18 protein-coding genes are annotated in these 23006 nt (G+C 68.3%); 6 read left to right on the top strand and 12 right to left on the bottom strand.

The genetic code is table 11. The features are described from left to right. Positions 1–5: 5 nt before the first annotated feature. The 7 genes from RCP80_RS04115 to sfnG all read right to left on the bottom strand — a co-directional run bounded on the left by RCP80_RS04115 (position 6) and on the right by sfnG (position 9491). On the bottom strand, positions 6–1973 hold the full coding sequence (locus RCP80_RS04115; protein WP_308482695.1) for a vWA domain-containing protein: 1968 nt from the start codon (positions 1971–1973) through the stop codon (positions 6–8). Further along, on the bottom strand, positions 1966–3348 hold the full coding sequence (locus tag RCP80_RS04110; RefSeq protein ID WP_308481134.1) for a sigma 54-interacting transcriptional regulator: 1383 nt from the start codon (positions 3346–3348) through the stop codon (positions 1966–1968). The genes RCP80_RS04115 and RCP80_RS04110 overlap by 8 nt, the downstream gene beginning before the upstream one ends. Before the next feature lie 273 nt (positions 3349–3621). Next, positions 3622–5199, bottom strand: a complete 1578-nt coding sequence (gene purH / locus RCP80_RS04105; RefSeq protein WP_308481133.1) for a bifunctional phosphoribosylaminoimidazolecarboxamide formyltransferase/IMP cyclohydrolase — start codon at positions 5197–5199, stop codon at positions 3622–3624. Then, complete coding sequence (purN, locus tag RCP80_RS04100; RefSeq protein WP_308481132.1) at positions 5196–5825, bottom strand: phosphoribosylglycinamide formyltransferase; 630 nt, start codon at positions 5823–5825, stop codon at positions 5196–5198. The genes purH and purN overlap by 4 nt, the downstream gene beginning before the upstream one ends. Positions 5826–5835: 10 nt before the next feature. Further along, positions 5836–7287: a cell division protein PerM gene (locus RCP80_RS04095; RefSeq protein WP_308481131.1), complete on the bottom strand. Its 1452-nt coding sequence runs from the start codon at positions 7285–7287 to the stop codon at positions 5836–5838. 52 nt (positions 7288–7339) lie between these two features. Continuing rightward, complete coding sequence (locus tag RCP80_RS04090) at positions 7340–8197, bottom strand: DUF5336 domain-containing protein (RefSeq protein WP_308481130.1); 858 nt, start codon at positions 8195–8197, stop codon at positions 7340–7342. 163 nt (positions 8198–8360) lie between these two features. Next, on the bottom strand, positions 8361–9491 hold the full coding sequence (gene sfnG / locus RCP80_RS04085) for a dimethylsulfone monooxygenase SfnG (protein ID WP_308481129.1): 1131 nt from the start codon (positions 9489–9491) through the stop codon (positions 8361–8363). A 111-nt stretch (positions 9492–9602) separates the two neighbouring features. On the opposite strand from sfnG, the gene RCP80_RS04080 reads away from it, so the two are divergent. Continuing rightward, positions 9603–10454, top strand: coding sequence for an LLM class F420-dependent oxidoreductase (locus RCP80_RS04080; protein WP_308481128.1), 852 nt, complete (start codon positions 9603–9605; stop codon positions 10452–10454). Here the strand turns inward: RCP80_RS04080 and RCP80_RS04075 are convergent. Next, positions 10451–11974 carry an acetyl-CoA acetyltransferase gene (locus RCP80_RS04075; RefSeq protein WP_308481127.1) on the bottom strand — a complete coding sequence of 508 codons (1524 nt, stop codon included), beginning with the start codon at positions 11972–11974 and terminating at the stop codon, positions 10451–10453. The two genes, RCP80_RS04080 and RCP80_RS04075, sit on opposite strands and share 4 nt — an antisense overlap. A gap of 248 nt (positions 11975–12222) precedes the next feature. On the opposite strand from RCP80_RS04075, the gene RCP80_RS04070 reads away from it, so the two are divergent. Together RCP80_RS04070 and RCP80_RS04065 are read left to right on the top strand one after the other, a co-directional pair. Next, on the top strand, positions 12223–12837 hold the full coding sequence (locus RCP80_RS04070; RefSeq protein WP_308481126.1) for a TetR/AcrR family transcriptional regulator: 615 nt from the start codon (positions 12223–12225) through the stop codon (positions 12835–12837). A 19-nt stretch (positions 12838–12856) separates the two neighbouring features. Continuing rightward, positions 12857–14740 (top strand): S9 family peptidase, encoded by a 1884-nt coding sequence (locus tag RCP80_RS04065; protein ID WP_308481125.1) that lies wholly within the window; start codon positions 12857–12859, stop codon positions 14738–14740. Positions 14741–14869: 129 nt separating this feature from the next. On the opposite strand, the gene sucD is transcribed toward RCP80_RS04065, so the two are convergent. Together sucD and sucC are read right to left on the bottom strand one after the other, a co-directional pair. Further along, complete coding sequence (gene sucD / locus RCP80_RS04060) at positions 14870–15772, bottom strand: succinate--CoA ligase subunit alpha (protein WP_308481124.1); 903 nt, start codon at positions 15770–15772, stop codon at positions 14870–14872. 12 nt (positions 15773–15784) lie between these two features. Continuing rightward, positions 15785–16948: an ADP-forming succinate--CoA ligase subunit beta gene (sucC, locus tag RCP80_RS04055; RefSeq protein ID WP_308481123.1), complete on the bottom strand. Its 1164-nt coding sequence runs from the start codon at positions 16946–16948 to the stop codon at positions 15785–15787. Positions 16949–17210: 262 nt separating this feature from the next. On the opposite strand from sucC, the gene RCP80_RS04050 reads away from it, so the two are divergent. Further along, a complete protein-coding gene (locus RCP80_RS04050) occupies positions 17211–18215 on the top strand; it encodes a M23 family metallopeptidase (RefSeq protein ID WP_373693445.1) in 1005 nt (334 codons plus the stop codon). A 4-nt stretch (positions 18216–18219) separates the two neighbouring features. Further along, positions 18220–18756, top strand: coding sequence for a hypothetical protein (locus RCP80_RS04045; RefSeq protein WP_308481121.1), 537 nt, complete (start codon positions 18220–18222; stop codon positions 18754–18756). A 1-nt stretch (position 18757) separates the two neighbouring features. Here the strand turns inward: RCP80_RS04045 and pcrA are convergent, their stop codons facing one another. After that, complete coding sequence (pcrA, locus tag RCP80_RS04040) at positions 18758–21091, bottom strand: DNA helicase PcrA (protein WP_308481120.1); 2334 nt, start codon at positions 21089–21091, stop codon at positions 18758–18760. Positions 21092–21230: 139 nt separating this feature from the next. Here pcrA and RCP80_RS04035 point away from each other — a divergent pair, with 139 nt between their 5' ends. Continuing rightward, on the top strand, positions 21231–21548 hold the full coding sequence (locus RCP80_RS04035) for a chorismate mutase (protein ID WP_308481119.1): 318 nt from the start codon (positions 21231–21233) through the stop codon (positions 21546–21548). A 3-nt stretch (positions 21549–21551) separates the two neighbouring features. Here RCP80_RS04035 and RCP80_RS04030 read toward each other — a convergent pair whose 3' ends face one another. After that, entirely contained in the window at positions 21552–23000 is a 1449-nt protein-coding gene (locus RCP80_RS04030; protein WP_308481118.1) for an NAD-dependent succinate-semialdehyde dehydrogenase, read from the bottom strand. Between the last annotated feature and the right edge of the window lie 6 nt (positions 23001–23006).

The following is a 23006-nucleotide window of genomic DNA, read 5'->3' as shown; positions in this document are numbered from 1 at the left end:
GGATACTAGCGCCGCCGCCGCGCCTTCAGATAGTCCCCCACCACCGCGGCGCCCAACCCGTCGAGGTCGGGTTCGACCACGCGGCCCTCGACCCGGCGGGCCACCTGATCGATGAACCGCGCCAGCCCGGGATCGGTGCCCAGCCGGAAGATGGTGACCTGCGCGCCAAGTCGGGCGATCTCGTCGAAGCCGCGCACCGTCAGACCGATGGTGCGCGGATGCGGTGGGTAATCGAAGAAGACCTCCGCGCCGTCGCCGAAGTCCTCCAGATGCGCGGTCGGCTCGCCGTCGGTGACGATCAGGACGACGGGTTGCGCGTTGGGATGCCGGCGCAGATGCCGGGCCGCCAAGGCCAGCGCGTGATGCAGGTTGGTGCCCTGCTCGTAAACGCCTTCCAGCCCGGTCAATTCGGCGGCGGTGACGGTGCGGGCGTGGCGACCGAATGCGACGATCTGCAGGTCGTCCGCGCGGAACCGGGTGCTCACCAGGTGGTGCAGCGCCAACGCCGTGCGCTTCATCGGCAGCCACCGGTTCTCCATCACCATCGAGAACGACGTGTCGACCAGCAGCGCCACCGCGGCTTGGGTGCGGGTTTCGGTCTCGGAGATCTCGACGTCGTCGACCGTGATCCGGATGGGGGTGGCCGCCTCCGCGGTCGCCGCCGTGCGGAGCACGGCATTGGTCAAAGTGCGGGTGACGTTCCAGGGCTCGGTGTCCCCGAACGCCCACTGACGGGTGGCGCCGGTCAGCTCGCCGGCCGCACCGGCGCGGCGGGTTTGACGCTCACCGTGGCGGCCCGAAAGCTGTTGTGCCACATCGCGCAGCGCGGCCTGACCGAGCTGCCGCATGGCCTTCGGGGACAACCGCCACTGGCCGTCGGAGCTGCGGTCGAGGAAGCCCTGGTTCATCAACGAGCGTTCCAGCTCGGCCAGCGTGCGCGCATCGACGGCGGCCTCGTCGCCGAGCTGGCGGGCCAGCATGTCCAGGTCGACATCGTCCATGGACGCCCCGGCATAACTCTGCGACAGCTGTTCGGCCAGTTGCTCGAGTTCGCCGATGTCGGCCAGGGCTTGGGCGCCCTCCCCCATGCCCAGCGGGTCGTCACCGGAGAACTTCTGCGAGCCGTCCCAGTCCTCGCCCGGACGCGCGGCCTGCAGATGCGAATCCAACCGGTTCAGGGCATTCATCAGCGACGGGGAGCCGAAGGCCTGCTGCGCCAGGGCGTCGAGTTCGGCGCGTTGGGACTCCGACAGGCTGTTGCGGAACCGCTGCGCGGCGGCCGCCCGCTTGGCCAACGCATCGAGCAACTCGTCGATGTTGCGCGGGTTTTCCGGGAAGAAGTCGCCGTGTTTGGCCATGAAGTCGTCGAAGTCCTGCTTGGTGTCGGCGTCCTTGGCGTGCTTGTCCAGCAGGTCGTTCAGGTCGTCGAGCATGTCGTTGACGCGCTGACGGTCCTCGTCGGTGGCATTCTCCAGGGCCTGCTTCATGCCGGCGAAGCGCTGATCGAGCATCTCGCGGCCGAGCAGATCCTTGATCTCGTCGTACTTCTGCCGCGCCTCCGGGCTGCGCCAGTCGTACTCGGCCAGTTCCTGCACCGCCTTGGCCGGCGACGGGGACAGCGACTCCAGCTGCAGCTCGCCGAACCTGGCGTCGTCATCGAGGGCACGCGCGAGTTCCTTGCGCTCGGCCAGCACGGCCTCGTCGAGCAGCTTCTTGATGTCCTGCAGGGTGCCGTCGAGATTGTTGCGCTGCAACAGCTCCCGGCGCTTACGGTTGGCCTCGGCGGCCAGCTTGTCGGCCCCGGTCATGCTCTGGGTGCCGCGGCGCAGCATCTCCTGCAACGCCCGCCGCGGCGAAGAACCCTCCATGACGTCCTGGCCGATGGCCTCGAGCGCCTCCCGCAAGTCGACGGGCGGCGCCAGCGGGTCTGGCCCGCCGGTGTATCGCGAGTACCGCGAGAAGCCTTTAGCCATAAACTGTTTCACCCTCGCCGGACACCTTGTCGATGCGCTTGGCCAGATACAGGGCCTCCAGCGCCAGCTCGATGGCCGAGGCCCGTTGCCCGTCGGACTCCGCGCCGAGTCGCTCGGCGATCTCCTCGAGCACGGGCAGGTCCGGCAACGCGGCCAGCACATCCTTGGCGCTGACCCGCTCACCGGTGGTCACCGGCGAGCCCTCCTCCACCGCGACCACGAGCGGTCCGACGTCGAGGCCGCCCAGCAGCCGCTGGGCGGTGTCGGCGGTGGCCCGACGCAGCAGGTGTTCGAGCACCGCCTGCTCACGGCCCTCCTCCCCGGATTCGAACTCCAGCTTGCCCCGCAGCACGTCGACGATGGTGCTCAGATCGACCACCCGGGCCACCGGGTCCTGCTCGCCCAGCAGCGCACCGCGGTGGCGGGCGGACGCGGCCACGGTCTCGGCGGCGGCGATGGCGAAGCGGGCCGAGACGCCGGAGCGCTGGTCCACCGAGTTCGATTCGCGCAGCCCGCGGGCGAACCGCGCGACGATCTGCAGCAGATAGTCGGGCACCTCCGCCGACAGGTGCGACTCCTGGCGGATGACGCCCACCTCGGCGTCGAGTTCCAGCGGGTAGTGCGTGCGGATCTCGGCGCCGAAGCGGTCCTTCAGCGGCGTGATGATCCGGCCGCGGTTGGTGTAGTCCTCCGGGTTGGCGCTGGCCACCACCAGGACGTCCAGCGGCAGCCGCAGCGTGTACCCACGCACCTGGATGTCGCGTTCCTCCATGACGTTGAGCATCGAGACCTGGATGCGCTCGGCCAGGTCCGGCAGTTCGTTGACCGCGACGATGCCGCGATGCGAACGCGGGATCAGCCCGTAGGCGATGGTCTCGGGGTCACCCAGGCTGCGGCCCTCGGCGACCTTGATCGGGTCGATGTCGCCGACCAGGTCGGCCACGCTGGTGTCCGGGGTGGCGAGCTTCTCGGTGTACCGCTCGCTGCGGTGTCGCCACTCGATCGGCAGGTCCTCGCCGGACTCGGCGGCGCGCCGCTGCGATTCCGGGGTGATGGGGCTGTACGGGTGCTCCCCGAGTTCGGAGCCGGCGATCACCGGGGTCCACTCGTCGAGCAGGTTGGCCAGCGAGCGCAGCAACCGGGTCTTGCCCTGGCCGCGCTCGCCGAGCAGCACGAAGTCGTGGCCGGCGATCAATGCCCGCTCGACCTGCGGCAACACGGTGTCCTCGAAGCCGAAGATGCCGGGCCAGATTTCGGTGCCGTCGGCCAGCGCTACCAGCAGGTTCTCCCGGAGTTCCTGCTTGACGCTGCGTTCCTGATGGCCGGAAGCGCGCAGTTCACCGACGGTACGAGGCAGATTGCTGGGTGGAGTCACCACTCCACGCTACGACGAAGGTCAAAACGGGGCACCTGGTCCCCCGATATCCGGAGCGCCACACCGCCGTTCCCGGCTGCGAACGACACCGGAAAGTTGTCGGCGCCCGCTGGCATTGTCCGGCCATGACGACATTGCTTCGCGGTACCGCATTGCGCTACGTGCGCACTTTCACCCTGACCCGCAATGGCCCGATGACCGTGGCCGAACTGGTCGCCGAAGTGGCCCGGCCCACCCCGGCAATGTGTGCCGGGGCCCGCCGCGCAAAGCAAACTAGTGCGCGAAGTGCCGCGCCCCGGTCAGATACAGCGTGATCCCGGCCTTGGCGGCGGCTTCGGTGACCACGTCGTCGCGCATCGAACCGCCCGGATGGACCACGGCCTTGACCCCGGCCGCGATCAGCGTCTCCAACCCGTCCGGGAACGGGAAGAAGGCATCGGAGGCCGCCACCGCGCCCTGGGTGCGCGCCCCGGCCCGCTCGACCGCCAACCGCGCGGCATCGACCCGGTTGACCTGCCCCATGCCCACGCCGACGGTGGCGCCGTCCTTGGCGATGACAATCGCGTTGGACTTGACCGCCCGCCCGGTGCGCCAGGCGAACTTCAGGTCGGCCAGGGTGGCGGGATCGGCGGGTTCGCCGGTGGCCAGGGTCCAGTTCGCCGGATCGTCGCCGTCGGCGCCGAACTCATCGCGGGTCTGCACCAGCAGTCCACCGCTGATCTGCCGGAACTCGGTCGCGCCCGGCTGCGGCTCGGCGGCCACCAGGATCCGAATGTTCTTCTTACGGGCCAGGATCTCCACCGCGCCGTCGGCGTAGGCCGGGGCGATGATGACCTCGGTGAAGATCTCGGCCACGGTCTCGGCCATCTCGACGCTGACCGTCGAGTTGGTCGCGATCACCCCGCCGAAGGCGCTCAGCGGGTCGCACTCGTGGGCCTTGCGGTGGGCGTCGGCCACCGACACCGAGGAGACGGCGATGCCGCACGGGTTGGCGTGTTTGATGATCGCCACGCAGGTTTCCTCGTGGTCGAACGCCGCGCGCCACGCCGCGTCCGAGTCGGTGAAGTTGTTGTAGGACATCTCTTTTCCGTGCAGCTGCTCGGCCTGCGCGAGGCCGGGCCAGGCACCCTCGTCGCTGTACAGCGCGGCCTGCTGATGCGGGTTCTCGCCGTAGCGCAGCACCGCGGAACGTCGCCAGGTGCCCGCGAACCACTGCGGGAGGGCCACCGGCGCGTCGGAACCTTCCGGGGACAGCGTCGAACCCATCCAGGACGCGACCGCCACGTCGTACTCGGCGGTGTGCCGAAATGCCAGCGACGCCAACCGCTTCCGCTCATCCAGCGTGAAGCCGCCGGAGCGCACGGCCGCCAGTACACCGTCGTAGCCGAGTGGGTCCACCACCACCGCCACGCTGGGGTGGTTCTTGGCCGCGGCCCGCACCATCGAGGGGCCGCCGATGTCGATCTGCTCGACGCACTCGTCCACTCCGGCCCCGGAGGCGACGGTCTCGCTGAACGGGTACAGGTTGACCACGACGAGTTCGAAGGCCTCGACCCCGAGTTCGGTGAGCGCGGCGACATGCTCGGGCTTGCGCAGATCGGCCAGCAGTCCGGCGTGCACCTTGGGATGCAGGGTCTTGACCCGCCCGTCGAGCACCTCGGGGAAGCCCGTCACCTGCTCCACCGGTGTGACCGGAATGTTCTGGTCCGCAATCTTTTTCGCGGTCGACCCGGTCGAGACGATTACCACCCCGGCCTCGTGCAGCCCGCGGGCCAGCGCCTCCAGACCGGTCTTGTCGTACACGCTGATCAATGCGCGCCGGATCGGTTTACGTTCTGCGCTCGCTGTCATCCGAATACTGCCTTTCGTCCGCTCCAGGTCACACCGCGGGTTGCCATCGCGGCCAGCACGTCCACCAGCAGTCGTCGTTCGACCACCTTGATGCGTTCGTGCAAGGTTTCTTCGTCGTCGCTCTCGAGCACCTCGACCGTCTCCTGAGCCAGGATCGGTCCGGTGTCCACGCCGCTGTCGACGAGATGAACGGTGGTTCCGGTCACGCGCACGCCGTAGGTCAGCGCGTCGTGCACGGCATGCGCGCCGGGAAATGACGGCAGCAGCGCCGGATGGGTGTTGATCACCCGGCCGTCGAACCGGGCGAGGAACTGCGGCCCGAGAATCTTCATGAAGCCGGCGGAGACCACCAGATCCGGATCGTGGCGCTCGACGGCCGCGGTGATCGCCGCGTCCCACGCACCGCGGTCGGGATAGTCGCGCACCCGCGCCGAGAACGTCGGGATGCCGGCGGCGGCCGCGATCTCGGTGGCGCGACACTCGCGGTCCACCCCGACCGCGACCACGCGCGCCGGATAGTCGCCGGTCGCCGCCTGCAGCAGCGCCTCCAGCAGCGAACCGGTGCCCGACGCCAACACCACCAGCCGGGACGGGTTGTTCGGCGGGACAGCGGACGGTTGCGGCACGGCCGAAAGCTTAGTCGGCAGGTCCGCGGTCCTGATGCGAGGTCGGTGCGTCGTTGTCGGCTTCCCACAGATCCTCGGCGTCGGGAAGATCCTGGAGGTCCTCGGTTCCCGTCGGCTCCGCGGCCGGCACCGGCGCGCGCTCGGGCATGACGATCACGTCGTCGCCCTCGTCGTCGGGATGCAACGGTTCGAATGCGTTGGTCTCGACGTCGTCGGTGAACAGTTCCTCCTCGAACGGTTCCTCCACGGTCGTGTCCAGCGGTTCGGTCACCGGGTCGGCCCGGCGGCTCTCGAGTTCGGCCAGCGGTTCGGTCACCGGCGCGGGTTTGGGACGCCGGGTCAGCCCGCCCGCCATCGCCACCGTGAGCGCACCGATGCAGAAGAACCACAGGAAGACGCCCGGACCGAACGTGGTCTGGTCCACCCCGACCGGGCCGAAGTTGCCCAGCGCGCCGCCGCCGACGTGCCCGAGCGCAACCATGATCACGGCGGCCAACAACGCGGCCGCCGCGAGCTTGCCCAACGCGGGCCCCAGCGGCAGCGGGCGCCGGGCACACTGCTGGCCCAGCGCCACCCCGGAGGCGGCACCGACGATCAACAGCGCGACCCACACCGGGCCCAGCGGCGGGGCCGGGGCGGCCGCCAACACCGGTACGGCCGGGATGTCGCCGCCGAACACCGTGAACGAACTGAACGTCGCGAAGCCGATATGGGCGCTGGATCCGACCGCGATCGCGGAGGTGCCGATGATCACGTTGGGGATGTAGAGGATCGACAGCAGGGTCAGGCTCAGCTGACCGAACAGCGAGTCGGTGATCGCGTACAGGTCGTGCATGGTCGACCAGTGCACCACCAGCGAGGCCGCGGTGACCGCTCCGGACAGCCCGATCAGGGCCAGCACGCCGGCCAGGGCCGGCCGCACCGCGCCGCCGAGCCACGCGGGCACCGGCGAGGACGCCAGCGTGCGTCGGCCCACCTTCGAGCCGACGCCGATCAGCGCGCCGACGGCGTGTACCGCCAGCACCGAGGTGAACGCCTGCAGCGCGCTCGGGGTTTGCAGTTCGGTGAGCACCGAGGCCGCGTCATGGATCACGGCCAGCGCGATCGCCGCGATCAGGAGGGGGCCACCGAGCGCGGACGCCACCACCCAGCGGATGACGAACCAGGACGACCCGGCGTGGGTGGCCGCGGCCGTGGTGTGCGCGGTGCCCCACACCATGAGCAGCAACGGCAGCAACGGCATGACGCCGAGTTCGCGGCCGCCGATGGAAATGGGCACCCCGTGGGTGCCGAGCCACATGCTGGCGATGGCGCCGAAGGCGCCGGTCATGTCGCTGTTGGCGATCAGCAGTTGCAGCAGCACCACTGCCGCAATGACGACCAATGCGACGAGGGCCGGGCCGAATGCGACCCGGACCAGATCACGTGCCTGGCGCGCGCCCGCCGTGGGGTTGTCGTGCATTCACGTCCACGATGCCCGCACCCAGCGCGAGGCTAGGTGCGGGCAATCCTGGTTACGAGGACGACGGCCCGTTGGACGGCGGCTGCGTGGGCGCCTGCTGAGTGGGGGCGCTCGGCGAGATCGGACCGCCCCCCTGAGCGGGGCCCGAGCCGACGGACGGCGGCGGGCTGAACGTGGGATATCCGGTCGGCGGGGTGGGCGAACCCTGCTGCGAGCCACCCTGCTGCTGGGCACCCTGCGGGGCGCCGTAGCCGCCCGACTGCGGTTGCTGCGGGCCACCGTAGCCGCCGTACTGCGACGGGTAGCCGGGCCGCTGGCCGGGGCCGGGGACCGGCTGGCTGGGCTGGCCGTAGTAGCCCCCGGGCGGGCCGTACTGGCCGTACTGGCCCTGGTCGTAGCGGGGCCGCGGCGCCGGTGGGGTGATGAGGCCGGAATCGAACAGCAGCGCGACGATCGCCGCGACGGACTGCAGGACGGTGGCGGCCAGGAAGACCCAGAAGGCCCAGCCGACCGAGAAGCCGTCCGGCTTGCCCAGCAGGTCCGACAGCGCCAGCAGCGCGCCGAGGGTGGCCAGCACCGCCACGACGGCGTGGTAGTTGTTCGCCTTCGGCAGCAGGCCGGCGCCGGCCAGCAGCGCCGCGGCCAGCGCCGCCAGAATCGGCAGGCCGCTGCCGCCGGCGGTCACCTCGCTGACGAACGGACCGACCTCGGCACTCAAAGTGAACATCGGGCCGAAGGTCAGCAGGTACGCAATGAGACCGAGCACGGCAACCGCGACCGAGAGGTACAGCGGCAGCTTGCTCGGTCCGGACTCGGCAGCCTGGCCGAACGGTGCCGGTGCGCCGTACGAGCCGGGCGGCTGCGCGGATGGGTAGCCGGAGCTACCAGGTGAGCCTGGTGAGTAGGTCATGACCTCTCCTGTTTCGTTGAACGTCACTCCCCGCGACGCTTACGTGGGACCGCGGTCGATGGTCGCCACACACGATTGCGCCGGCGCCCTGACCACGATTCGACCACCCACGCTAGCGCACGTTGCGGCCCGCAACACGCGCCAATCCCCCGTGTCTGTGCGCTCAGGCCGGGATCAACACCGGGGCGTCGACCGAATCCTGCTCGCCGGCTTCGATTTCGCGGACCAAGGGCAGGACCTTCGCGCCGAAATATTCGACCTCCTCCTGAAAGTGCAGGAAGCCACCCAGGATCAGGTCGACGCCGCGTTTCCGGTAGGCGGCAATGCGCTCGGCAATCTGCTCGGGCGTTCCGATCAGACCGGTGCGGAAGCCGTCGTTGTACTGGACCAGGTCCTCGAATGACGAGTCGGCCCACATGCCCTTCTGGTCGCTCGTCGAGTTGCCGGCCTGTTGCACCGCGCCGCGGAAGCCTTCCACCGCGGGCTTGTTGGCCTTGGCGATGATCTCTTTCAGGACTTCCTTCGCCTCTTTTTCGGTGTCCCTGGCGATGATGAAGCCGTTGAGGCCGAACTTGACCTCGCGGTCCGCGTCCCGGGCGTGGCCGCGGACCTCGACGAGCTGTTCGGTCAGTCCGTCGTAGTCCTTACCGTTGGAGAAGTACCAGTCGGCGTAGTAGCCGCCGTTGCGCCGCGCCGCGGTGGAATTGCCGCCCTGGAACAGTTCCGGGTTGGGCCGCTCGGCGGTGTTGAGCGGCTTGGGCTTGAGCGTGAAGTCGTGGATGCGGTAGAAGTCGCCGCGAAAATCCACGTCGTCCTCGGTCCAGATCTTGCGCAACACCTGCAGGAATTCGGCGGTGCGGCGGTAGCGCTCGTCGTGCTCGAGCCACGGCTCGCCGAGGTGGGTGAATTCGTCCTTGAACCACCCCGAGACGACGTTGACGGCGAAGCGGCCCTTGCTCAGCTGATCGGCGGTGGCCCCGAGTTTGGCCAGCACGCCCGGCTGCCATAGGCCCGGGTGGACCGCGGCGATGACCTTGAGGCGCTGGGTGGCCAGCAGCAACGCCAGGCTGAAGCTGGTGGATTCGTGCTGGTACTCGGCGCCGTAGCTGGCCTCGTACCGCACCTGGCTCAGCGCGTATTCGAAACCGCTGTTCTCCGCGGTCTGGGCCAACTTGACGTTGTAGTCGTAGTTCCAGTCGGTGCGCTGCTCGATATCGCTGGTGACCAGGCCGCCGCTGACATTGGGAACCCAATAGGCGAACTTGACGTGGTCGGCGATGCGTTCGGTGGTCATGGTTTCGATGACACCGCCTCCGGCCCGGCTCGTCACGCATTTAAATCGCCGAGAATGCACCCGTGGGACGGGTCCTTGCCATCCGGACTAGAACACGTTCTAATTCGGGGCATGGACTTTGGGCTTGTGCTGTTCACCAGCGATCGCGGTATCACCCCGGCGGCGGCGGCCAAACTGGCCGATGAGCACGGCTTCACCACGTTCTATGTGCCCGAGCACACCCACATCCCGATCAAGCGGCAGGCCGCCCACCCCACCACCGGCGACGAGACCCTGCCCGACGACCGCTACATGCGCACCCTGGATCCCTGGGTGTCGTTGGCCACCGCCAGCGCCCTGACCACCCGGGTGCGACTGTCCACCGCGGTGGCGCTGCCCGTCGAGCACGACCCCATCAGCCTGGCCAAGACCATCGCCACCCTCGATCACCTCTCCGGCGGCCGGGTGTCCCTCGGCGTCGGATTCGGTTGGAACACCGACGAACTCGCCGACCACAACGTCCCGCCCGCGCGGCGACGCACGATGCTGCGCGAGTACCTCGAGGCCATGCGTGCGCTGTGGACCGAGGAAGAGGCGTCCTACGAGGGCGAGTTCGTGAACTTCGGGCCGTCCTGGGCCTGGCCCAAGCCGATCCAGTCCCATATCCCGGTGCTGGTGGGCGCCGCAGGCACCGAGAAGAACTTCAAGTGGATCGCCCGCTCGGCCGACGGCTGGATCACCACCCCGCGCGACTTCAACATCGACGAACCGGTGCAGCTGCTGCAGGACACCTGGGCCGCCGCCGACCGGGACGGCGCCCCGCAGATCGTGGCGCTGGACTTCAAGCCCGACCCCGACAAGCTCGCACACTGGAAGCAGCTCGGCGTCACCGAGGTGCTGTTCGGCCTGCCGGACAAGCCCGAGGCCGAGGTGGCCGCGTATGTGGAGCGGTTGGCCGGAAAGCTTTCGGCGCTTGACCTTTAGGCCAGCCGCGCCTGATTCGTGCCGTCGTTCGCCGTCACCGCGATCCGCTGCCCCAACGGATCCCCGTCGCTCAACAGCGCCACCAGATCGGCATCCGTGCTGGTCGCCATGAACCGGCTGCCGTCGTCGAGGCGGCCGATGATGATGCCGGTGCGTACCGGCCAGTCGTAGCGCACCGAATAGGTTTCGATGATCCCGGTTTCGTTGACGTCGCGCGTGACGGCGACCTCCGGCAGCGCCGCGATCCGCGACTGCAGATCCTTGCTGCGATCGGGAACCCAGTCGGCGGGTTCGGTGGAGTAGACACCCGCCGAGTACTTGGTCATGACGCCACCGTTGGCGCCGACCAGTCCGAATTGCCCTGGCTTGTCCCGCATCTCGCAGACCGTCTCGGCGATCCCGTGCAGGGAGTAACTGTTGCCCGGGCCGCCGAAGAAGGGCAGCCCCCCGGTCAGCGTCAGGCCGCGGGGATCGTCGGTCGCCACGCCGGCGGTGTCGCACACGGTGAACACCGGAAACGGGAAGCAGCTGTACAGGTCGAAGGTCGCGACGTCCTCGAGGTCGATACCGGCGGTCCGAAGGGCCTCCGTGACGGCCATTTCCGCCGACACGCTGGTACCGAGGTACTCGCGCACCAGCAGGTCCTGCTCGATGAGGTCGGCATGCCCGCGCAGGTACACCCACTTCTCCTCGGGGACGCCGAGGCGACGCGCGGCGGCCACCGACATCAGCACCGCGGCCGCGCCCTGGTTGACCTGATCCCGCGCGACCAGCAGCCGGGGGTAGGGGTCGCAGATCATCCGGTTCTCGGCGGTGACCGTCGCCAGCTCCTCGACCGACCGCTCCACCGGGGAAGCCGAAAATGGGTTCTTGGCAGCGACTTTGGTGAACGGAGCGAACAGCTCGGCCATCTGTCGGCGGTACTCGGCAACCCCGAGACCCAGCCGCGCGCGCCGGGCATTGTCCAGCAGGCCGTACTGCACCGGCGCGCCCGTCAGACCATGGTTGACGGTGTACTCGCTCATGTACTGCTCGTAGCCGTAACCGCGATCCTCCAGCTGACCGCCGACACTCTCGGTGAAGTCGGGCTTGTCGGCCCGCTTCGCGAAAGTTCGTAGCGTGGAGCCGTTTTCGGAGCCCAGGACCAGCGCGACCTCGATGGCGCCCGCCGCGATCTCGCCGGCAAACTCGGTCATCAACTTCTGCGGACCGTTGCCACCGATTGGCTCGAGCACCGCGCGCGCCGGGTTCGCGCCCACCCGTGCGGCCACCGACCGCACATAGTTGTCCGAGGCGCCCAGCGGCGCCGGCGCCGGGGTGCAGATCTCGAACTGCCGCAGACCGGCGAACACCTCGATGGCCGCCGCGACGGCAGTCGGGTCGACGCCGGTGTCGCCCAGCGCGGTGCGCACCGCCTCGGTCGCGAGCTCCACCGAGGACATGCCGCGATAGTCGGGGTCGTCGATGCGCTCGGTGAACTGACCGACCCCGACAACAACGGGCGTGCGCGGATCGACCATGTTCAACTCCTTCTTTCCCACCGGGCGCTCCCCACTTCCCGCGAGCGGGCGCGTCCCCGGCCCGACACGCCGCAATCAGACCGGGTTTGCGCACCCTCACGGTTACACGAAGCAACTAGTTCGTCAGGCTAACCGATGGCCCGCAGTGAGCTGAAATCGACGCGATATCTGCTCGACCTTGACAGCAGTTGTCACTTAGTGACACAGTCGTAGCTGTCACTAAGTGACACGACCGGAGGGGTGGTCCCGTGAACGACAAGCAGGCTCAGGCTCGCCTGGCGGTCTCGCGGCATGCCTGCGCGTTGTTCTGGGAGCGCGGAGTGGCCGGCACCAGTGGGGACGACATCGCCGCGGCCGCGGGCCTTTCCACCCGCACGATCTGGCGCTACTTCCGCACCAAGGAGAGTTGCGTGGAACCCGTGCTCGCCCGGACGGTGGACCGCTTCATCGGGATGCTGCAGCGCTGGCCGCTGGAGTTGTCGCTCGCCGATCACCTGGCCGCCGACGCCGTTGCGCATCCGCTCACCCCCCAGGAGGTCGAGGACGAGATCAGCGCTATGCGCATCGCCGCCATGTCCTCGTCCGACCCCGCCCTGCGTACCGCGTACCTGATGGTGCACGACCAGATGGAACGCGGGTTCATCCCCGTGATCGCCGATCGTCTGCGGCTCGACGACTCCGACCTGACGGTTCGACTCTGCGCCGCGGCCGTAACCGCGGCGTTCCGGGTGGTCGACGAGGACGTCAGCCGGGCGGTGATCGTCGACAAGCAGACGGTGAGCCAGCAGGAGGCGCTGTCGCTCATCGACCGCGCCATCCGGGAAGCCACCAACGGACGCCTCGGCGGCCCCGTCTCTGCGTAATCCACCGAAAGGACTCACCATGGCCCTCCCCGAACTCATCTCGGTCGAGGACTTCTTCAGCCCACCAGAGCGCTTCCTGGCCACCATGTCTCCGGACGGGAACCGCATCGCCTATCTCGCGCCGTGGCGCAACGACCGCCTCAACGTGTGGGTGCAAAACATCAGTGCAGCAGGTGAATTGGCGGGTCCCGCGCGCTGTGTCACGGCCGACGCGACCCGTAGCGTAGTCGTCTACCACTGGACCGATGACCCACGCTGGCTGCTCTATCTGCAAGACGGCGGTGGCAACGAGAACTGGCATGTCTACCGCGTCGACCTCGAGGACCCCGACGCGCCCGCCGTCGACCTCACCCCGTTTCCCGGGGTGCGCTCCATGCTCACGCTGCCCAAGGGCCGGCCCGGCAAGGCGATCGTCCAACTCAACAAGCGCAACCCCGAACTGTTCGACCCCTACGAACTCGACATCGCCACCGGCGAACTCACGCTGCTGGCGGAGAACCCCGGCAACATCATGGAGTGGCTGTGCAGTCGCAACGGCGAACTGTTCAACTCGGCCATGACTGCCGACGGTGACATCGAACTGTCGCACTGGGACAAGGCATCCGGGACGCTGCGGCCCATCGCGCGCTATGCGGGCGTCGACTACCCGGTGGGCGTCTACCCCACCGAGATCACCCCCGACGGCACCGGCATCTGGGTCGGGTCCAACAAGGGCAGCGACCGCACCCGGTTGGTCCGCGTCGACGTCGAGTCGGGCGCGGAGACCGAGATCGACAGCCATCCCACCCTCGAACTGTCCGTCCAGTTGGGCCTGCCCACGCCGCTGATCCTCGGTGCGCGCACCGGAGAACTGCTCGGCGCACGCTACTACGGCGAACGTCAGGTCATCCACCCGCTGGACGCGAATTTCGCTGCGGTACTGGACAATCTGTCCAAGTTGTCGGACGGTGACCTGGCGGGGATCTCGTCCGACGACAGCGGGCAGCACTGGGTGGTGAGCTTCACCCACGACCGCGACCCCGCCGTCACCTACTTCTACAACCACGCCACCGGCGCGAGCCGGCTGCTGTTCCGACCCTATCCGCGCCTGGACCCCGATGCGCTGGCCCCGATGACACCGGTCACCATTCCTGCGCGCGACGGGCTGGAACTGCACGGGTATCTGACACTGCCGGTCGGGATCGACCCGGCGGGGTTGCCGACGGTGTTGTTGGTCCATGGCGGGCCGTGGGCTCGCGACGCCTGGAGTTTCCAGCCGGAGGTGCAGCTGCTGGCCAACCGCGGATACGCGGTGCTGCAGGTCAACTTTCGCGGCTCGACCGGCTACGGCAAGGCCTTCACGAAGGCGGCGGTCGGCGAGTTCGCCGGCCGGATGCACGACGACCTTATCGACGCCGTGGACTGGGCCGTCGAGCGCGGTTACACCGACCGCGACCGGGTGGCGATCTTCGGCGGTTCCTACGGCGGCTACGCGGCGCTGGTGGGGGTGACATTCACCCCGGAGGTGTTCGCCGCGGCCATCGACTATGTCGGGGTGTCGAATCTCGCCAACTTCATGCGAACCCTGCCGAACGTCGGCCGGCGCTTCCTGGCCAACAACTGGCACCGGTATGTCGGCGACCCGTCGGACCCGGAGCAGGAAGCCGACATGCTGGCCCGTTCACCGATCAGCTACGTCGAGAAGATCCGCACGCCGCTGCTGGTGGTGCAGGGCGCCAACGACTCTCGGGTGGTGCAAGCCGAATCGGACAACATGGTCGAGGCCCTGCGTGCCCGCGGCGTGGAGGTCGAGTACCTGGTCAAGCAGGACGAGGGGCACGGATTCCTCAACCCGGACAACCAAATCGACATGTACCACGCGGTCGAGCGGTTTCTGGCCCAGCAGCTGGGCGGCCGGGTCTGACATCCGAGCCCGGCCCCATCTCGGCGAGCGTGCGTGGTCCCGCGACAACGACGGTGTGTCGCCGCGGGGACACGCACGCTCGCGCAAGAGGGGGTTGCGCAAGAGGGGGTTGCGCAAGGGGGCGGGAAACTACAGGCTTTCCAGGATCTCCCGGGCCAGCGCGGCGGTCGCGGACGGCGTCTTGCCGACCTTGACCCCGGCAGCTTCGAGGGCTTCCTGCTTGGCCGCCGCGGTGCCCGAGGAGCCCGACACGATGGCGCCGGCGTGGCCCATGGTCTTGCCCTCCGGCGCGGTGAAGCCGGCCACGTAGCCGACGACCGGCTTGGTGACGTTGGCCTTGATGTAGTCGGCGGCACGCTCCTCGGCGTCGCCGCCGATCTCGCCGATCATCACGATGATCTTGGTCTCGGGATCCTTCTCGAACGCCTCGATCGCGTCGATGTGGGTGGTGCCGATGACCGGGTCGCCGCCGATGCCGATGGCCGTGGAGAAACCGAGATCGCGCAGCTCGTACATCATCTGGTAGGTCAACGTGCCGGACTTCGACACCAGGCCGATGGGGCCCTTACCGGTGATGTTGTTCGGCGTGATGCCGACCAGCGACTCACCGGGCGTGATGATGCCCGGGCAGTTGGGGCCGATGATGCGGGTCTTCTGACCCTTCTCGACGTTATAGGCCCACGCATAAGCGCTGTCCTGCACCGGGATTCCCTCGGTGATGACCACCAGTAGCGGAATCTCGGCGTCGATGGCCTCGATGATGGCGTCCTTGGAGAAGGCCGGCGGCACGAAGGCGATCGACACGTCGGCGCCGGTCTCCTTGATGGCCTCGGCGACGCTGCCGAACACCGGCAACTCGACTGCCGCACCATCTTTGTCCACATGCTGCACGGTCGTGCCGGCCTTGCGGGCGTTGACGCCACCGACCACCTGGGTGCCGGCCTTCAGCATCAGGGCGGTGTGCTTGGTGCCCTCGCCGCCGGTGATGCCCTGGACGATGACCTTGGAGTCCTTGTTCAAAAAGATAGACATTGCAACCCTCCCTTACTTGCTCGCCAGCTCGGCGGCCTTGTCGGCACCCGAGTCCATCGTGTCGGCCTGGATCACCAGCGGGTGATTGGCCTCGGACAGGATGCGGCGACCCTCCTCGACGTTGTTGCCGTCCAACCGCACCACGAGCGGCTTGTTGGCCTCGTCGCCGAGGATCTGCAGCGCCTGGACGATTCCGTTGGCCACCGCGTCGCACGCGGTGATGCCCCCGAAGACGTTGACGAACACGCTCTTGACCTGTGAGTCGTTCAGGATGACGTCGAGGCCGGCGGCCATCACCTCGGCCGAGGCGCCACCACCGATGTCCAGGAAGTTGGCCGGCTTGACCCCGCCGTGGTTCTCCCCGGCGTAGGCCACGACGTCCAGCGTCGACATGACCAGCCCGGCACCGTTGCCGATGATGCCGACCTGCCCGTCGAGCTTGACGTAGTTGAGGTCGTTCTCCTTGGCCTTCTGCTCCAGCGGGTCCGCGGCGTCCTTGTCCTCGAACTCGGCGTGACCGGGCTGCCGGAAGTCGGCGTTGGCGTCGAGGGTCACCTTGCCGTCGAGCGCCAGGATCTTGTCGTCCGGCGTGCGCACCAACGGGTTGACCTCAACCAGCGTGGCGTCCTCGGCGACGAAGACCTCCCACAGCTTCTGGATCGTCACCGCAGCGGCGTCGAGCACCTCGGCGGGCAGGTGCCCCTGCTCGGCGATCGAGCGCGCGGTGGCGAGGTCGACACCCTTGACGGCGTCGACGGCAACCTTGGCAAGCCGCTCGGGCTTGGTGGCGGCAACCTCTTCGATCTCCATGCCGCCCTCGACCGAGCACATCGCCAGGTAGGTGCGGTTGGCCCGATCGAGCAGGAAGGAGATGTAGTACTCCTCGGCGATGTCGCTGGCCTCGGCGACCAGGAGCTTCTTCACGACGTGGCCCTTGATGTCCAGGCCGAGGATGTTGCCGGCATGCGTGAGCGCGTCGTCGGGGGTGGCAGCGAACTTCACGCCGCCGGCCTTACCGCGGCCGCCGACCTTGACCTGCGCCTTGACCATCACGGGCTTGCCGATCTCCTCGGCGATCGCCTTGGCCTCGTCGGCAGAATCGGTGACGCGACCGGGTGTGGTCGGGACGTTGTGCTTGGCGAACAGTTCCTTCGCCTGGTATTCGAAAAGATCCATAGCTTCCTAACTGGGGCACAGTCGCTGCCGGCTTGACGGCGATGACGTTTGAGGCGCAAAGCCTCGGGGAACTTTATCGACACGGCTGCGACAGACTCGCACCGCCCACCGCTCTTGTGGTACATGTCACCGCCCGGCATTCGTGATACAAGTCACATTCTGCGGCGGAATACCTTCTTGGGTTGCCACCTCCATTGGAATTTGGTTAACGTCTCTCTCGGCTTCGATAACGCTTTGGTCACGACGCAAGGGACGTTTCAGGTTGGCAACGCATCGCTCGGCACCGCGCTCACGTGCGGGAACCGCGATGAACGCCCCCCAAAGCAAGGTGGATCTCCACGCGACCGAAGTAACGGACATCCTGCCGTTCAATGAGTTCGGCAGCCTCGATGACCTCGACTTTCACGCCGGCGCCTTCGACTCCGCGGCCGAAATCCTGCGCGCACCCGAACTCGACGACGTCGTCGACACCGACGAGATGCCGTTGACGCTGATGCGCCGGATGGATCTGAACGTCATCCACGATCCCGACGCCACCGACATCATTCCCCGCGTGAGTGGCGGCGGCCTGCACCGCAAGCCCGCCGCCAGCGCCCTGAAGGGCCGCGTGATGATCGCCGCGATGGCCGCCGGGGCCGCCGCGGCCGCAGCCCACACCGCCATCAACCCGTCCGACGAGGCCTCCGCGACGGCCGTGCTGTCCTCGGACGTGACAGTACCCAGCGCCAACGCCGGCGAAACCCCGCGCGGCATGCAGGTCGTCAGCGTGACCCCGGCGGCGCACAGCAGCGTGCACTCGGAGGAACTCGCCAAGGGCGTCGCGTACGCGCAGGAGCGCGCCGAGCGCGAGGCCCGGCTGGCCGCCCCCCTGTTCGTCAAGCCGACCAACGGGATCTTCACCTCGGGCTTCGGTTACCGCTGGGGTGCCCTGCACGCCGGCGTCGACATCGCCGGCCCCATCGGCACCCCGATCTACGCGGTGAGCGACGGCGTGGTCATCGAGGCCGGCCCGACCGCCGGTTACGGCGCGCTGGTGAAACTGCGTCACCGCGACGGCACCGTGACGCTCTACGGACACGTGAACACCTGGACCGTCAGCGTCGGCCAAGCCGTCATGGCCGGCGACCAGATCGCCACCATCGGCAACCGCGGCTTCTCGACCGGGCCGCACTGCCACTTCGAGGTCATGCCCAACGGCACCGACCGCATCGACCCTGTGCCGTGGCTTGCCCAGCGAGGCATCAGCGTCGGCGGCTACGCCGGCTGAGCCGGTGGCCGAACCGCCCACTCCTGCTCCACCAGAACATCCCTCGGGTGCCGAAACCCGGATCATCCGGCGCGCGCCCACCGGTCACACCGACGACACCCGAACCGGCATCATCCGACGCGCCCCCACCGGCGCTTTCCCGGCGCTGCCGGACGCCGAGCCCAAAACGCCGCGACCCAGCACCGCGGTGGCCGCGTGTGTGACCGCCATGGTCAGCGGTTGGGCCACCCTGGTGCTGGCGACCAGTCTCATCACGGGCTGGTGGAGCACCGACCGATTGTTCTGTGCCGCAGTCGCTTTCCTGGCGTTCGTGTTCGCCGCGGCCACCACGACGGGCGTTGTGCTGCTGCTCATGCGCCGCGCGGTGGGTCGCTACTTGATCGCCGTCGGGGCGGTGGTCGCACTGTTGGGTTTCGGCGGCGTGTTCATTGCGGGCGCGCAGATACCGTGGGTGGTGTACGCCATTCCGGCGCTACCGATCGCCAGCGCCGTCCTGGCCCTGCTGCCCGCGACCAAGCGCTGGGCCAACGATCCGAGCTGACCTACAGCTTGCTGATCGGGGCGTGGTTGTGCATCAGCTTGACCCGTCCGGCGCTGCCGAAGTCGATCAACGACATCGCCGACTCGCCGGCCCCGCTGACCTCCTCGACCCGACCCAGGCCGTACTTGTCGTGGGTGACCCGGTCGCCCGGTTCCAGCACCACCAGCGGGCGGTTGCGGGCGGCCGACCGGTTCGGGGCCGGGCGCGCCGGGCCACCGAATGAGGCGCCTCCGCTTCCCGAAAGTCGGCCCGGCGCACTGAATCCCGAGCTCTGCTCGGTACGTCGCCAGTCGATCAATTCCTCCGGGATCTCGCGCAGGAAGCGCGACTCCGGGTTGAGCATCGGCTGGCCCCACGACGAGCGCACCTTGGCGCGGCTCAGGTAAAGGCGCTGCCGGGCCCGGGTGATCCCGACGTAGGCGAGTCGGCGTTCCTCGGAGAGTTCGGCCGGGTCGCCCAAGGCCCGCATGTGGGGGAACATGCCGTCCTCCCAGCCGGTGACGAACACGACCGGGAATTCCAGGCCCTTGGCGGTGTGCAGCGTCATCATCGTCACCACTCCCGAACCGTGCTCGGGGATCTCGTCGGTGTCGGCGACAAGCGAAACCCGCTCGAGGAACTCGGCGAGGATGCCGATGTCGGGAACGTCCTCGTCGACGGGCCCGGTGTCCTCGGCGAGGGCGGCCGCGTTCGCCCGGTCGATGCTGAATTCGTGTGCCACGCTGACGAGTTCGTTCAGGTTGTCCAGCCGCGCCAGATCCTGCGGGTCGGACGAGGATTCCAGCGTCTGCCGGTACCCGGTGCGGTCGAGCACGGCCTCCACCAGGTCGCCGAGTGCGTCGCCGAGCTTGCCGCGCAGACTGTCGAGCAACTCCACGAACGCCGCGATCGCCTTCTCCGAACGGCTGTTGAGCATCGGCACCTTGCCCGCGGCGGCGGCCTGCAGGGCCTCGTTGAAGCTCGCGCCGGTGTTCTCGGCATAGACCGCGACGCAGGCCTCGGCCCGGTCACCGATGCCGCGCCGGGGGGTGTTGAGAATCCGTCGCATGCTCACCGAGTCGCCCGGGTTGTCCAGCACCCGCAGGTAGGCGACGATGTCGCGAATCTCCTTGCGCTCGTAAAAGCGCACTCCCCCAACCACTTTGTACGGAATCCCGGCACGGATGAAGACTTCTTCCAGCGCGCGCGAAGAGTTGTTGGTGCGGTAGAAAACCGCGACGTCGTTATAGCTGATCGCACCCTTGTCGGCCAGGGCGTCGATCTCCTCGGCGACGAAGCGCGCCTCGTCGTGCTCGTTGTCGGCGACGTAGCCGACGATCAGCTCACCCTCGCCTTCCTCGGTCCACAGCCGCTTCTCCCGTCGCCCCGAGTTCCGGGAGATGACGGCGTTGGCCGCGGTCAGGATGTTCTGCGTGGATCGGTAGTTCTGTTCGAGCAGGATCGTGGTGGCGTTGGGGAAGTCGCGTTCGAAGTCCTCGATGTTGCGGATCGTCGCGCCGCGGAAGGCATAGATGGACTGATCCGCGTCACCGACCACGCACAGTTCGCCCGGCTCGATCCCGTCCTGCGTCGCCTCGGTGCCGACGAGTTCGCGCACCAGCGCGTACTGCGCGTGGTTGGTGTCCTGGTACTCGTCGACCAGGATGTGCCGGAACCGGCGGCGGTAGTACTGCGCGATCTGCGGGAAGGCCTGCAGAATGCCGACGGTCTCGCCGATCAGGTCGTCGAAGTCCAGCGCGTTGGCCGTCCGCAAGCGCCGCTGGTACTCGCCGTAGACCGCGGCGACCGTGCGGTGCAGATCGTCGGACACGTCGCTGAGTTCGGCGACGGCCTGCTCGGGGTCGATCAACTCGTTCTTCAGGTTGGAGATCGAGTTGGCCAGCAGGCGCGGCGAGTAGCGCTTGACGTCGAGGCCCATGTCCTTGGCGATCATCATCAGCAGGCGGCGCGAGTCGTCGGCGTCGTAGATCGAGAAGTTCGAGTTGAGCCCGGGCACCAGCGAGGCCTGGTTGCGCAGGATCCGCACGCAGGTGGAGTGGAACGTCGAGACCCACATGGCGCGGGCCCGCGGCCCGACCAACTGTTCGACCCGCTCCCGCATCTCCGCGGCGGCTTTGTTGGTGAACGTGATCGCCAGGATCTGCCCGACCCCGGCGTCGCGGGCGGCCAACAGGTAGGCGATCCGCCGGGTCAGCACGGCCGTCTTCCCCGAGCCCGCGCCGGCCACGATCAACAGGGGCGCACCCGCGTGCAGGACGGCTTGGCGCTGCTGCGGGTTGAGGCCGTCGAGAAGTTGATCTGTGTCGGTGGCCGCGGACGGTGAAAACGAAGTCATATCGCCTGTAAACCTACCGCTCCACCCCGACACCGCCCCACCCCGCCCGAACAGCACTTTGCGCTGGCCCGGCCCTTAGTGGCACACTCGATTCGTGCTCAGCTGCTGCTTCTCTGGTGTGTGAGGCCGGATACTCCGAATGAGACCAGAACCCACCAACGGCGAGAACGCAGAGGATGACCCGATGAGCGTGGACAGCACCGAAACCCCGAAAGCCGCCGAGGTCGACGACCTGCGCGGCGAGATCGACCGCCTGGACGCCGAGATCCTGGCCGCTGTGCAGCGCCGCACCGAGGTGTCCAAGCGGATCGGCAAGGCTCGGATGGCCTCCGGCGGCACCCGACTGGTGCACAGCCGCGAGATGAAGGTCATCGAGCGCTACAGCGCGCTCGGCCCCGAAGGCAAAGACCTGGCGATGCTGCTCCTGCGGATGGGCCGCGGCCGCCTCGGCCACTGACCACTACTGCGTGAACGCGATGTACTTGGTGTCGAGGTACTCCTCGATGCCCTCGGTACCGCCCTCGCGCCCGAAGCCGGACTCCTTGATGCCGCCGAACGGTGCCGCCGCATCGGAGATCACGCCCCGGTTGACGCCGACCATCCCCGATTCGATGGCCTCGGCCACCCGCAGTGCCCGGTCCAACGATTGGGTGTAGATGTAGGCCGCCAGGCCGTACTTGGTGTCGTTGGCCACCTTGATGGCCTCGTCCTCGGTGTCGAATCCGACGATCGGAGCGACGGGACCGAACACCTCCTCGGAGAGGATGCGGGATCCGGGGGCGACGTCGGTGAGCACGGTTGCCGGGTAGAAGTTGCCGGGGCCGCCCGGGGCCACGCCGCCCACCGCGACCGTCGCGCCCTTGGCCACCGCGTCGGCCACCAGGTCCTCGACCGTCTTGACCTGCTTGGTGTTGATCAGCGGGCCCAGCGTCGACGCGTCGTCCAGGCCGTCGCCGAGGGTGAACTCGCTCATCCGCTTGATCAGCTTGTCGGTGAACTCCGCTCGCACCGCGTTGGCGACATGGAACCGGTTGGCGGCCGTGCACGCCTCGCCGCCGTTGCGCATCTTGGCCAGGATCGCGCCGTCGACGGCGGCGTCGATGTCGGCGTCGTCGAACACGATGAACGGGGCGTTGCCGCCCAATTCCATGGAGGTCCGCAGCAGCCGGTCCGCCGACTGCTTGACCAGCGCCTTGCCCACCCCGGTGGAGCCTGTGAACGTCAGCTTGCGCAACCGACCGTCATCGACCAGGGCGCTCGTCAGGACCCCGGGCTCCGACGTCGGCAGCACCGACAACACCCCCTTGGGCAGCCCGGCCTCGTCCATCAACTTGGCCAGCAACAGCATGGTCAGCGGGGTCTCCTGAGCCGGCTTGACGATCATGGTGCAGCCGGCGGCGACGGCCGGGCCGATCTTGCGGGTTCCCATGGCCAGCGGGAAGTTCCACGGCGTGATCGCGTAGCACAACCCGACCGGGGCCTTGCTGACCAGGATGCGGCCGGTGCCCGCGGGGCTGCCGGTGTAACGGCCGTCGATGCGGACGGCCTCCTCGGCGAACCAGCGGAAGAACTCGGCGCCGTACTTGACCTCGCCCTTGCTCTCCGCAAGCACCTTGCCCATCTCGAGGGTCATCAGCGCGGCGATGTCGTCGGCGTGGGCGGTGATGGTCTCGAAGACCGAACGCAGGATCTCGCCGCGCTCGCGCGGCGCGGTCGCGGCCCACGCGTCCTGCACGGCCATCGCGGCCTCGACGGCGGCGATGCCGTCGGCCGGGGCGGCGTCGGCGACCTTGGTGATCAGCTCACCGGTGGCCGGGTTGAGCACGTCGAACTGGGCAGAGGCTTCGCGTTCGACCCCGCCGATCCACAGGCCGGTCGGTACCGATGACAGCAGCTTGGTGATGTCCATCCCTCC

This window comes from Mycolicibacterium sp. MU0053, assembly GCF_963378095.1.
Classification (GTDB): domain Bacteria; phylum Actinomycetota; class Actinomycetes; order Mycobacteriales; family Mycobacteriaceae; genus Mycobacterium; species Mycobacterium burgundiense.
The sequence above is the reverse complement of the archived record's forward strand: the minus strand, read 5'-3'. Positions and strand labels throughout refer to the sequence as shown.